Below are 13,545 nucleotides of genomic sequence, written 5' to 3' on the forward strand. Positions count from 1 at the left end.
ACGAGATCTCACCGAAGGTAATCCCTGAGATCAACCGCTAACATAATACAAGAGCCGGAAAATATGTTATAAGCATGGTCCGGCTCTTTTTATTATGTTTGTTTAGCGTAAATGAATAACTAAATCAACTTTGGATATGAAGACATTTTCACACAGATCAATAAAGGGCTTGCTTTTGATAGCATTGTTATCCGCTGGAGCAGGTGCTCATGCGCAACAAGCAGGACAGCCCGAGCGCGGACAAATCCCTCCACATCCTCCAAGATTACCCGAAGAGGTTATTCCGGCATTTCCCGGAGCTTGGGGCGGGGGGATGTTTACGACAGGAGGCCGCGGAGGAAAAGTAATCGCAGTGACGAATCTCAACGATAGCGGCGAGGGTAGCTTACGTGCTGCTTTAGAAGCAAAGGGACCGCGTATTGTTGTTTTTCGCGTCGCCGGTACGATCAAAGTGGATGGAGACCTAAATATCGATCATCCCGATATTACCATTGCAGGGCAATCTGCACCCGGTGACGGAATTTGTGTTGCCGGAACCTTAAACATCAATACACACAATGTTATTGTTCGGCATCTACGGGTACGTCGAGGCGTTCCGGTTGGAGGACAGGGCGATGACAACATCGGCGGAAATCCACATCATCATATTATCATTGACCATTGTTCAACGAGTTGGGGGATGGACGAAAATATTTCCTTATATCGACACATGCGTCCGTCGGCAGACGGAACCACGCAGATTAAAGATCCCGCGGAGCATATTACTATTCAATGGACGATTTCTAGCGAGGCACTAGATGCTAAAGGACATGCTTTTGGAGCGACCTGGGGAGGGACACCGTCTACATTTCATCATAATCTCTTTGCGAGCAATACGGCGCGAAACCCATCTATTGGTATGTCGGGCGCGTTTGATTTTCGATATAATGTGCTTTTCAACTGGCGTCATCGGACGATAGACGGTGGCGATGAGACGTCGATGATAAATATCATTAATAACTATTTCAAGCCGGGTCCGGCGACGAATGATAATATGCGTGGTATCATAGCGCGTATTGAACAACGTAGTATGTACTCACCTGGCAATGCATGGGCAGCAGGTGATTGGTATCCGAAAGAGGTAAACCGTCCAGGAAAATGGTACGTGGCCGGTAATGTCATGCACGACAACGAAGAGGTTACCCAAAACAATTGGGCGGGTATGCGTATGAAAGAAACAAAAGGATCGATTATTCCCAATGAAAGCGAAGGAGAAAAGTACGCGCGTGTGTACACGCCATTTGAGGGGTGGCCGGTGGCACCACATCAAACGGCGGAAAATGCTTTCGAAGCCGTATTGGCGAAAGCAGGAGCCACCCTGCCAAAAAGAGATGTGGTTGATGCTCGCGTAGTGGAAACGGTGCGTACGGGAAAGCCAACAACCAAAACAGGCATTATCAAGACTGTGGATGAAGTGGGCGGTTACCCGGAGTTAACTTACGACCCCGCGGAAGTGCTTGTTGACACCGATGGCGACGGTATGCCGGATGAATGGGAAATAAAATATGGTTTGGATCCAAACGATCCCTCGGATGGTGCTAAGGACGCCGACGGCGATGGATATACCAATGTGGAGGAGTATCTGAACGGAACGAATCCGAAAGAGAAAATCGATTACCGGAATCTTGGTAACAACGTGGATACCATAAGTTAGCACACAATTACCCTAACGAAACGCTCGTCTACGGCAAGTAGACGAGCGTTTGTGTTATTTCACAATTCTCCCGTCCGCCGACAAAATGATACAATAGCTAGAGAAAATACTATAAACATGACTACGGCCTTTTCGCTATGTTTGTATAAACGATAAGTAAGCTTACACATAAAATATTCAGGTTATGGTCGAGATGTCTAACTGATTTATTTAAAGCGTTGTAGATCTTTTTTAAACGGTATTGAAGTTGAATAATAAACATACATTTTGTACATGGGTTCCGAGTAGATTATTGCTGGGATTCGCGTTGTTTTTCGTCGGCTGTTTTGTAGGATATGCCCAAGATGCCACTAAACCTTTAGTCTGGAAGGAAGGAAAATTAGTCTACCAACCAGACTCACTGGGCAACCGTATCCCTGATTTTTCGCATGCAGGCTATGCGGGTGGTAACAAAGCTATTCCCGAGGTACCAGTGAAAATGGTTGTACCAATACAAGGGGGCGACGCTACGGCACGTATCCAAGCCGCGATTGATTATGTGTCGCAATTACCTGTGGATGAGCAAGGATTACGTGGAGCAGTGCTGTTGCAATCGGGAGAATACCGTCTATCGGGTTCTTTGAAGCTGCATACTTCCGGTGTAGTGTTGAGAGGTTCCGGTTTTACAGAAAACGGCACCTTATTGATAGGTGAAGGCACAACCAGAGAAACGTTAATCCGTGTAGCAGGACAGAATGATATCGTCCGTGGAAAAAAACGACAGGTTCGGGACGCTTATGTTCCTGTAAATGCGCGGACGTTCCATGTGGATAATGCTGGCGATTTGCGGACGGGCGACCGCATTATGATTACCCGTCCGTCAACAGACGCATGGATTAAGACGCTGAAAGCGGAAGAGTTTGGAGGTGGGATGTCGTTCTTGGGCTGGAAGCCAGGTTACTGGAATACAACTTGGGATCGGACAGTCGTTCGTATCGAAGGAGACTTAGTTGAGGTAAATGTTCCTCTCACGATAGCTATAGACGAACGTTATGGTGGTGCTACGGTGGAGAAGTATACTTGGAACGGCCGGATTGAGCAGGTCGGTATTGAAAATATACAGCTGGAATCGACTTTTAACGCGTCGAATCCAAAAGATGAAGACCATCGATGGATGGCTATTACGGTTGAAAATGCAACGAATGTATGGGTTAGGCGTATGCAGTTCCGCTACTTTGCGGGATCAGCCGTGTACGCAAAAGAAACTTCCAGTAAGCTGACCGTCGAAGATTGTATATCGAGAGATCCCGTTTCGGAAATCGGCGGACAGCGAAGATATACCTTTTATACCCGAGGCCAACAGACGTTGTTCCAGCGACTGTATTCGGAAAAAGGTTATCATGATTTCGCAGTAGGTTTTGTAGCTGCCGGTCCGAATGCTTTTGTACAATGTCAGGCGGTAGAACCGTACAGTTTTAGTGGTGCGATCGACAGCTGGGCTTCTGGTGTATTATTTGATATTGTGGATATCGATGCACAAGCGCTGCGTTATGGTAACCGCGGACAAGATGGGAAAGGTGCTGGCTGGACAGCTGCAAATAGCGTTTTGTGGCAATCTACGGCAGCACTGATAGAAAGTGTACAGCCGCCGACTGCACAGAACTGGGGATTCGGTCTCTGGGCGCAGTTTCAGGGGGACGCCTATTGGGCGGAATCAAATAGCCATATTAATCCGCGGAGCTTGTATTATGCGCAACTGCAAGAGCGAGTAGGAGAGTCCGCTAAAGAAAGGACGGTGCTGTTGCCGATGACGACTGAGGCATCCACGAGCCCGACGATAGCTGAGGCTCAGGAATTGACTGAAATGGCGAAAGAACCCGCTTTGCAACTGAAAGATTTGATAACCAATGTATCGGAACGCCAACCATTGGACATAGACGTTGCCGGTATAAGGATATTAACAGAGAAGGATGTCCCGCAGAAAAAGAATGTGGTAAAAACACCCGATATGACCATCAAAAATGGCTGGTTGGTACGTGGTGATGAGGTGCTCGTGGGGCGTAAACACGATATTCAATGGTGGAATGGCAATATTCGTCCGCGTGGACTGAAGGATGCTAAGCCGCATATTACCCGCTATGTTCCCGGAGAGACCGGAACCGGTCTGACGGATGATCTCCAACAAGTGGTGGATAGCATGTTGGTGAACCATGTCTTGAGTATAGATCATAACTATGGTTTATGGTATGATCGCCGTCGGGATGACCACGAGCGGATACGCCGGATGGATGGCGAAGTATGGCCTCCGTTCTATGAATTGCCTTTTGCCCGAAGTGGGCAGGGACTGGCGTATGATGGTTTATCGAAATATGATTTAACAAAATACAACCCTTTCTATTGGGGTCGCCTTAAACAATTCGCAGATTTAGCAGATCAAAATGGACTGGTACTGTTGCACCAGAACTATTTTCAACACAATATTTTGGAAGCAGGGGCACATTACACGGATTCCCCTTGGCGGACGGCAAATAACATCAACAATGTAGGTTTCCCAGAACCTGTACCGTATGCCGGCGATAAGCGGATTTTTATGGCGGAACAATTTTATGATGTTACCCATCTTGCGCGTCGCGAATTGCATAGAGCGTATATCCGCCAATGTTTAGAAAACTTCAAAGACAATACAGGTGTCATCCAATTGATCAGTGCGGAATATACCGGGCCATTACATTTCGTTCAGTTTTGGATAGATGTGATCAAGGAATGGAAGGCCGAAACGGGGTACAATCCCATGATCGGACTCAGCGCTACCAAAGATGTGCAGGATGCTATCTTAGCGGATGCGGAGCGTGCCAGCGAGATTCAAGTAATCGATATCCGGTATTGGTATTATCGAAAAGATGGAACGGTCTACGCACCAGAAGGTGGCAAGAACTTGGCGCCGCGGCAACATTCCCGGAAAATGAGGGGAGGTGGTACTACGTCGGAGCAGGTATATCGTGCAGTTTCCGAATACCGCACCAAATTTCCCGATAAAGCTGTCGTTTATCATAGTAGCAGTTATCCTGAACACGCATGGGCGGTATTTATGGCCGGCGGATCGATGGCGAACGTACCAAGGGTGGCACACGCGGATTTTTATAAAGAAGCGTCCGGTATGGAAACTAAGATGCAAGACAGTGTGTGGTGCTTACAAGGAGCCGACGCTGCCATTTTTTATAATGTCGGTAAAGGATCACTCGATGTGGATTTGCCTGCATGGAAAGGAAATTATAAAGCGTATCATATCCATCCAAAAACCGGCGCAATTTTGGGATCGGAACGTGTAAAAACCGGAACGCGCGTCGCCTTAAAAACGTTTAAAAATAGCCCAGAAATTATCTGGATAACTAAGCAGTAATATGATGTCTATTCGTAAAAAATTATTACCATTTTTATGCGCGGGAGCTCTTTTTTCGTCCTGCACTTCTTCTTCTAATCAAGAGATATCGTCTACCGGAATGCCTGCGTTAAAGGTGTCGGAAAACGGAAGGTACCTGACCACTGACGATGGTAAACCTTTCTTTTGGCTTGGCGATACAGGTTGGTTGCTGTTTAACAAACTGAACAGGGATGAGGCAGAACAGTATCTGGACGATAGAAAACAAAAAGGGTTCAATGTGGTACAGGCGATGGTATTACATACGGTTCCCTCAGTAAATGTCTATGGTGATTCGTCGGTTGTGAATAAGGATATTGCTCGTCCACTCGTGACAGAAGGGAACAACCCGGATGTGGACGAAGAATATGACTATTGGGATCACGTCGATTATATTATTGATAAAGCAGCAGAAAAAGGTATTTACATGGCTGTCGTACCGGTATGGGGATCGCCCGTAAAAGCTGGAATGATGTCGGTAAAACAGGCTACTGAATACGGCACGTTTTTAGCCGAACGCTGGAAAGATAAATCGAATATTATTTGGTTGAACGGGGGCGATATCCACGGTTCGGATTCCACCGCCGCTTGGTTGGAGTTGGGAAAAACCATTAAGGCGATTGATCATAACCACCTCATGACTTTTCATCCACGGGGCAGAACGGCTTCTTCGGATTGGTTTCACAACGAACCGTGGTTAGATTTTAATATGGTGCAATCTGGGCACCGACGTTACGATCAAGATACCTCCAGCAATGAAAACAAACACTATGGCGAGGACAATTGGAAGTTTATGGAGGTCGACTGGGCGTTAAGTCCTGTAAAGCCGACCATTGATGGTGAACCGTCGTATGAGGGAATCCCGCAAGGTTTGCATGATATTAAAGAACCGCGTTGGCAAGACCACGATGTGCGCCGCTATGGATATTGGTCTGTATTTGCGGGCGCGTTTGGATATACTTATGGACAGAATTCGGTTATGCAGATGCACTCGGCAACCGATTCGACAACAGCTTACGGCTCGTCGGAGCTCTGGACGGAAGGACTAAATGCACCGGGAGCATCGCAAATGCAGTATTTAAAAGATCTGATGTTGTCTAGAGATGCCTATTTTGAGCGCGTTCCGGACCAGACGTTGATTGCTGAAAATGGTGAAAAATATAACCGATTGTTAGCAACCCGTACGGATAATTATGCATTTATCTACAACTACAACGGTAGAGAAATGAAAATCAATATGGGTAAAATTAAAGGAGACAAAGTGAAAGCCTCTTGGTTCAATCCGCGAAATGGCGAAGAGACCGTTATTGGTGAGGTAGAAAATACAGGTGTACAAACATTCAAACCAGCGGGTGAAGCAAAAGATGGGAATGATTGGGTGCTGATTTTAGATAGTTTATAATGAGAACGAAATTAAATCTTTTAGTTGTTGTGTTAGCGGCATCCCTTTTGGCTTCGTGCCAGAGGGATGTTTACATGTTCACTTCTTTTCGTGAACCCGCCGATGAAGGGCTACGCTATCTATATAGTGAAGATGGCTATTCCTGGACGGCAATTGATGGTATCTTTCTGAAACCCGAATTAGGCGAACAGCAGATTATGCGTGACCCGTCCATGGTGCGCGATGATAAAGGTATCTATCATTTGGTCTGGACAATCGGTTGGCAAGGAAATGAAGGTATCGGATATGCTTCATCTAAAGATCTTATCCATTGGGAAAACAAAAAGATTGTGCCCGTTATGGAACACGAAGCTACGACCGTGAATATATGGGCGCCTGAACTGTTCTACGATGAAGATGAAAATCGATTTATAATTATTTGGGCATCCACTATTCCAGAACGTTTTCCGAAAGGGGAAGAGGAAGAAAGAAATAACCATCGGATGTACTACACGACAACCAAGGATTTCGAAACGTTTACAGAAACCAAACTATTTGCGGATCCGGGTTTCAGCATCATTGATGCGGTGATTGTAAAGAAAGATAAGAACGATTATGTATTGGTATTAAAAGACAATACACGTCCGAATCGGAATTTGAAAGTTGCTTTTTCGGATAATCCTCTTGGTCCATACGAAAATGTGTCGGAACCGTATTCTGATTTTAAAACAGAAGGGCCGAGTGTGATCAAATTGGGGGATGAGTGGTTGATCTATTTTGACTCCTATGGTAGCAAAAGCTATGAAGCGGTGTCAACCACAGATTTTAAAACGTTCAAAAAAGCTAACGATAAGATTAGTGTCCCAGAAGGACATAAACACGGAACGATCTTCAAAGCTTCCAAAAAGGATTTGAAAAGGTTGTTGGATAAGTGATAAGTTATGAGTGATAAAAAGATGAGAGCAGCGATATTAGGAATTACCTTGTTATGTGCGTCGTATGGTGCCATGGCACAAGATACGATGAAATACGTAGGAAAGACCCTGTCAAACGTAGACTATCACCACGGGCAATTGAAACCCGTTGTGGGAACACACAATATACAGACTTTCCGAGCAAGCAGAGCGTATCCCGAACGAGCGGGCGGACACGATTTCACCTATAATCATCAGCCGTTTTTAGCGTACTGGAATGAAACGTATTATTTACAGTTTTTAGGTAACCCTGTAGGGGAGCATATCGGCAAAGGTAAATCCGTACTCCAAACCTCCAAGGATGGCTATAACTGGTCGGATCCTGTCGAGCTTTTTCCACCTTATCCGGTGCCGGAAGGTTTTAGCAAACCGGGCAGAACTGATAAAGCTGGGAAGGACTTGTATGCAATTATGCATCAGCGTATGGGTTTTTATACCGCTAAAAATGGCAAACTGTTAACTATTGGATATTACGGGGTAGCGCTCGATGCAAAAGATAGCCCCAACGACGGACATGGCGTGGGACGCGTCGTCCGAGAAATTAAGAAAGACGGTTCGTTCGGGCCTATTTATTTCATTCGTTTTAATTCTTCGTTTGACCAAAAGTTAGCAATATACCCCCTGTATACCAAGAGTAAAGACAAGGCATTTGTGCAGGCATGCAAAGAGCTGATGGAGCAACCCCTGCAAATGCAACAGTGGGTAGAAGAGGCCGATCGTGACGATCCTTTGATTCCTTACAATCGTCCGCTAAAGGCGTTTGCTTATTATACGTTGGATAACGGCGATGTGGTGGGTATGTGGAAGCATGCGCTGACATCGGTAAGTAAAGATAAAGGCAAAACTTGGGCGTACAATCCTTTGCGTGCACCAGGTTTTGTAAACAGTAACGCTAAAATATGGGGCCAACGGACATCCGATAATCGCTTTGCCACTGTTTACAACCCATCGGAGTTTCGTTGGCCTTTAGCAGTATCCACAAGCAACGACGGCTTGACCTATACCGATTTGCTATTGATCAACGGTGAAATCACCACCATGCGCTACGGCGGTAACTATAAGTCGTATGGACCACAGTACCCGAGAGGTATACAGGAGGGAAACGGCGTGCCGCCAGACGGTAATATGTGGGTGACGTACAGCATAAACAAAGAAGATATGTGGGTATCGAAAGTGCCGGTACCGATTACTGCCGTCGTTAAGGATAATGTACATGACGATTTTTCGAAAAATGCAACCGAGATATTCAACCAATGGAATATATATAGCCCCCTATGGGCATCAGCCAAGTTAGAAGACGATGCTTTGATGCTACGGGACAGAGATAAGTTTGACTATGCGAAAGCTGAACGGGTAATTGCATCTTCGGAAAAAGTAAAAATTGCTTTTACGGTTATACCGCAACAGGCGGATCACGGCAGCTTGCAGATCGAGCTTGTCAATGATTTAGGACAAGCGGCGGCCCGTATGGTGTTTGATGCAGATGGACAGATTAAAAACAAGGCCGGTTATCGGATGTCTGGCTTACAACCTTATGACGCCGGAAAAACCTATCATATCGAGTTGACGGTAGATGTACAGACACGTTCCTATCAAGTTAACATCAACGGAACAGAAAAAGGAACGCGTTTGTTTTTCCAGCCGGTTAGTGAGATTAGTCGCGTATCGTTTCGGACAGGAGATGTCCGCCGTTACCCAGATGCCGATACACCAACGGATCAGGATTTTGATGTGGAAGATGCTGATGGCGTAGATAAAGAGGCTGCTTACGGGATTACTTCCTTTAGTGCAGAGACGTTAGATTAATAATCATATGCAGAGACTGTAGGGTATGTTGATAAGAAAATTACTATTTGTTTGTTGTTTGTGGGTGCTGATACTGCAGCCGTCCTTCGCGGAGGTCCTGCTGCCGAATATTTTTGCACATCACATGGTTTTGCAACGTAATCAACCTGTAGTTATTTTCGGTACAGCTAGCCAAGGGGAAAAGATCACGGTTAGCTTTGATAGGCAGGTGCTGCGCACGATGGCTGATGCGCAGGGAAACTGGAAGGTTTCGCTAAAACCGATGGCAGCAAACGCCGTAGGACAGGATCTTGTAATTGCCGGAGAAAATACCATCACCTTGCACGATGTACTGGTAGGTGAGGTTTGGCTATGCTCGGGGCAATCCAATATGGAATACCAGATGCGGAAATTGGCTAAACTATCGGCTCCGGAAAAGGATGCTTATTTCCCGAAGAATGCGGTGGAGGAAGCGAATAATCCAAATATACGGCTCTTTCTCGTTCGTCGGAAATCCCTAGCAAGACCAAATGGGCAATATAATGGCTGGGCGGTAGCGCAAGGTGCTGCATTACGCCAGTTTTCTGCCGTAGGTTACTTCTTTGCGAAAAACCTACAGGAGGAGCTGGATGTGCCGGTAGGTGTTATTTCTTCTTCGCAGAGCGGAAGCCGTATTGAACCTTGGCTGCCTGAGCAGGCGCTGCGCGAAGAACCGTATTTTCACGGAAAAGAATTAACAGGAGACCCGGGTAAGTTTTTTGATACGATGATTGCCCCCCTCGCACCGTATACTATGAAAGGTTTTCTTTGGTATCAAGGGGAATCGAATGTTTTTCTCCAGGAGAATATCAGCTATGCCTACAAACAGAAAGTGTTGATTGAAAGTTGGCGCAAGCTTTGGAATGACAACAACCTGCCGTTTTATTTTACGCAGATTGTTCCTTTCCTATATTCCTTGGATGAACAAGGAAAAGAACGCATGGCGCGCACGGTATTACCCGAATTTTGGGAAGCACAGAGCCTCCTGCTCCAGTTACCACATACCGGACGTGTCACAACAACCGACCTAGTGGATCATATTACCGATCTGCATCCGTCTTACAAATGGGAAATTGGTCGTCGGCTGGCTTTGCAAGCTTTGGCAAAAACCTGTCATAAGCCGATAGAAGCAGACGGACCGACTTTTCAGAAAGTACGTCTAAAAGGGGGCAAAGCGCACGTCTATTTTGATCATGCCAAAGGCCTACATGCACGTGATGGCAAGTCGTTGTCGTGTTTTGAGGTCGCAGGTAAGGATGGTATTTTCGTGAACGCAGCGGCCAAGCTTAAAGGAGACATGGTCGAGCTAACCGCCCCTTCTATAAAAAAAATTACCGAAATACGTTTTGCTTGGGACGAAGCGGCGCAGCCTAATCTAGTTAATGAGGCCGGACTTCCGGCTCTATCTTTCCGTAGCAATAATCCGTACCAAAAACTGAAATTAAATTAACGCGAAAACACCATGAAATTATACATATCCACCATATTATTGACATTTTTTGCACATCTGACGATACATGCACAGGAAACGGCTCGGAAATACCTTTCTGGTACCGGAAAAGATGACACCGTATTGTGGGATTTTTTTGTTACGGATGGTATGAAGGCGGGAAAATGGTCGAAAATTCCAGTGCCCTCCAATTGGGAACTGCATGGTTTTGGCAAATACAATTATGGGTTTGACAAAGAAGAAAAAAAAGGGAAAGAGAAAGGGCTTTATAAATATACATTTACCGTAGATAAAGCATGGAAAGGACAGGTGGTGAACCTGGTCTTCGAAGGCGTGATGACTGATGCGGAAGTGAAGGTAAATGGAACGTCGGCAGGAGAGATTCATCAGGGATCTTTCTATGTATTTAAATACGATGTTTCGAAACTATTAAACTACAAAGGAGAGAATCTGTTGGAAGTGACCGTAGCGAAGCATTCGGAGAATAAGTCGGTGAATGCGGCAGAACGGGAAGCGGACTATTGGATATTTGGCGGTATTTATCGTCCGGTTTATTTGGAAGCACTACCACAAAGTCATATACACCGGGTATCGATCGACGCGAAAGCAGACGGCCAGTTTCGTAGTATGGTAGAAAGAAGTGGTGAAGCAGACGAAATTCAAATCCAAATAACCGATTCGAATGGTCGGCCCTATGGCGATAAGCTATCCGCACGTTTTCAAGAGGATAAAACCGAACTGAAAGGTCAGTTTTCCGATCCCGATTTATGGTCTTCCGAATTTCCTAATCTTTATCAAGCGCATATTTCATTGTGGAGAAAAGGAAAGAAAGTACATGAAAAGATACAGAAATTTGGTTTTAGGACGGTCGAAGTGAAAGAACGCGACGGTGTGTATATCAATGGTGTAAAAATTAAATTTAAGGGGGTAAACAGGCATTCCTTTCATCCTGAATCAGGCCGAACAACAAGCAAAGCAATCAGCATTCACGATGTGAAGCTGATCAAGGAAATGAATATGAATGCCGTCCGGATGGCACACTACCCGCCCGACAATCATTTTCTAGAAGTGTGTGATTCTTTGGGTTTGTATGTAATGAATGAGCTTGGCGGTTGGCATGGCCATTACGATACACCAACAGGCACAAAGCTTCTGACAGAGATGATGGTGGTATCGGAAAACCATCCTTCGATTATTTTTTGGGCGAACGGGAATGAGGGGGGACACAATCCGGAGTTGGACAGTATCTTTTTTACCAATGATATTCAAAAACGCCCATTGATCTATCCTTGGGCGGTATACGGTGGTTTCGAAACAACGCACTACCGGGAATATAATTACGGGATAGGAACTTATGACCACGGTCGTAATATTGTTATGCCGACCGAATTTTTACACGGTATGTGGGACGGCGGTCACGGTGCAGGAATCGAAGATTATTGGAAAGCGATGTGGGCGAACCCCTTATCTGCCGGAGGCTTCCTTTGGGATTTTCAAGATCAGGGTCTAGTAAGAACGGATAAAGACAATATCATCGATACCGATGGCAACCACGGTGCTGACGGTATCGTGGGGCCTTATTATGAAAAAGAGGGTAGTTTCTATACCATCAAGGAAGTCTGGAGTCCTATTTTCTTCGAAAAGAGGGAAATGACCGCCGGCTTTGATGGTGCATTTCATATCGAGAACCGATACGCTTTTACGAATACCAACCAATGTTCGTTCAGTTACGAATTAAAGAAGCTAGGACAATATGGGGAAAGCAAAGGAAGTCAAACCGGAACAATCCCTGCTCCAGCTATCGAGCCGTATCATCGAGGTGTTTTAAAGCTGGACTTTCCGGCAGACTGGCAAGATTACGACGTGTTGTACATTACAGCAAAAGATGTAAACGGTCTGGAAATTTATACATGGAGTTTTCCGATAAGTCGTCCGAACCAAGTGGCAGCGAATTTTCTGCAAACAACCGGAGACGCGGTAAACGTGGAAGAAACAGCTTCCAATTTTGTGGTTTCTGCAAACGGTGTTACGGTACGCATCAATAAAGAAAATGGCTTATTGGAAGAGGTCAGAAATGCGAAAGGTACCATCCCTTTTAACAACGGGCCTACTATACAGGAAGCTGTCACCAATTTCAAGAATTTCACGGTTAAGCAAGAGGACGATAAAGTAGTGATTGCGTCAACGTTCGATAAGAAAGAAAGCTATAATACATTGACATGGGAGATTTACGCATCGGGACAAGTGAAAATGCATGTACAGTACTTTCCGCAAGAATACTTTACCAAATTCGTGGGAGTCAATTTCTCGTTTCCCGAGGATAAAATGAAAGGTGTGGAATACATGGGCATGGGGCCTTACCGGGTGTGGAAAAATCGGATGAAAGGCAATCAGTTTGGCGTATGGAAGAAAGATTATAATGACGCGGCAACGGGTGAGATCCCGTTTGAATATCCGGAATTCAAAGGATACCACAGTAATATGTATTGGACGAAGTTCATTACGGATGAGCAGTCGTTTTTGGTATTCACCGATAGAGAAGATGTATTCTTACGGTTGTTTACGCCACGGGAGCAACAAGACACCGACTGGAAGAACATGGAGCCGACTTTTCCGAACGGAGACATCTCTTTTATGAATGGTATTTCTGCAATCGGTACGAAGACGCAAAAGCCGGAGACGACGGGACCAATGGGTATGAAGCACGTGTATTATGATTTTGAGAAAGAGCCGATCCGTGCCTTACATATGGTGCTGTATTTTGATTTCTCGGTCCAAAAGTAAAGAAATAACGTAATGAACCCCACATGATCAAAATAATCATTA

The 13,545-nt window shown here is 45.4% G+C and carries 7 protein-coding genes; all 7 read left to right on the forward strand.

The window, feature by feature from the left end; translation table 11 throughout:
* Positions 1–136: 136 nt before the first annotated feature.
* Positions 137–1,693 (forward strand): pectate lyase family protein, encoded by a 1,557-nt coding sequence (locus C5749_RS11715; RefSeq protein WP_105726246.1) that lies wholly within the window; start codon positions 137–139, stop codon positions 1,691–1,693.
* A gap of 247 nt (positions 1,694–1,940) precedes the next feature.
* Entirely contained in the window at positions 1,941–5,072 is a 3,132-nt protein-coding gene (locus tag C5749_RS11720) for a DUF6298 domain-containing protein (RefSeq protein ID WP_245893734.1), read from the forward strand.
* A 1-nt stretch (position 5,073) separates the two neighbouring features.
* Positions 5,074–6,492: a glycoside hydrolase family 140 protein gene (locus C5749_RS11725; RefSeq protein ID WP_245893735.1), complete on the forward strand. Its 1,419-nt coding sequence runs from the start codon at positions 5,074–5,076 to the stop codon at positions 6,490–6,492.
* Positions 6,492–7,406: a glycoside hydrolase family 43 protein gene (locus tag C5749_RS11730; protein ID WP_105726250.1), complete on the forward strand. Its 915-nt coding sequence runs from the start codon at positions 6,492–6,494 to the stop codon at positions 7,404–7,406. Before C5749_RS11725 ends, C5749_RS11730 begins: the two co-directional genes overlap by 1 nt.
* Positions 7,407–7,427: 21 nt before the next feature.
* The gene (locus C5749_RS11735) at positions 7,428–9,251 is read left to right on the forward strand and encodes an exo-alpha-sialidase (RefSeq protein ID WP_105727015.1); all 1,824 of its coding nucleotides are present in this window, start codon (positions 7,428–7,430) and stop codon (positions 9,249–9,251) included.
* Between the two features lie 25 nt (positions 9,252–9,276).
* Complete coding sequence (locus C5749_RS11740) at positions 9,277–10,719, forward strand: sialate O-acetylesterase (RefSeq protein WP_245893737.1); 1,443 nt, start codon at positions 9,277–9,279, stop codon at positions 10,717–10,719.
* Positions 10,720–10,731: 12 nt separating this feature from the next.
* Positions 10,732–13,503 (forward strand): glycoside hydrolase family 2 protein, encoded by a 2,772-nt coding sequence (locus C5749_RS11745; RefSeq protein WP_105726252.1) that lies wholly within the window; start codon positions 10,732–10,734, stop codon positions 13,501–13,503.
* The last annotated feature ends 42 nt before the right edge of the window (positions 13,504–13,545 follow it).

It is taken from the genome of Sphingobacterium gobiense, assembly GCF_002980575.1.
Taxonomy (GTDB): domain Bacteria; phylum Bacteroidota; class Bacteroidia; order Sphingobacteriales; family Sphingobacteriaceae; genus Sphingobacterium; species Sphingobacterium gobiense.

Bases quoted from the DNA above. Each gene is read 5' to 3' on its own strand.
- C5749_RS11715 (WP_105726246.1), top strand. From the start codon at position 137: ATGAAGACATTTTCACACAGATCAATAAAGGGCTTGCTTTTGATAGCA.
- C5749_RS11725 (WP_245893735.1), top strand. From the start codon at position 5,074: ATGATGTCTATTCGTAAAAAATTATTACCATTTTTATGCGCGGGAGCT.
- C5749_RS11730 (WP_105726250.1), top strand. From the start codon at position 6,492: ATGAGAACGAAATTAAATCTTTTAGTTGTTGTGTTAGCGGCATCCCTT.
- C5749_RS11735 (WP_105727015.1), top strand. From the start codon at position 7,428: ATGAGAGCAGCGATATTAGGAATTACCTTGTTATGTGCGTCGTATGGT.
- C5749_RS11740 (WP_245893737.1), top strand. From the start codon at position 9,277: ATGTTGATAAGAAAATTACTATTTGTTTGTTGTTTGTGGGTGCTGATA.
- C5749_RS11745 (WP_105726252.1), top strand. From the start codon at position 10,732: ATGAAATTATACATATCCACCATATTATTGACATTTTTTGCACATCTG.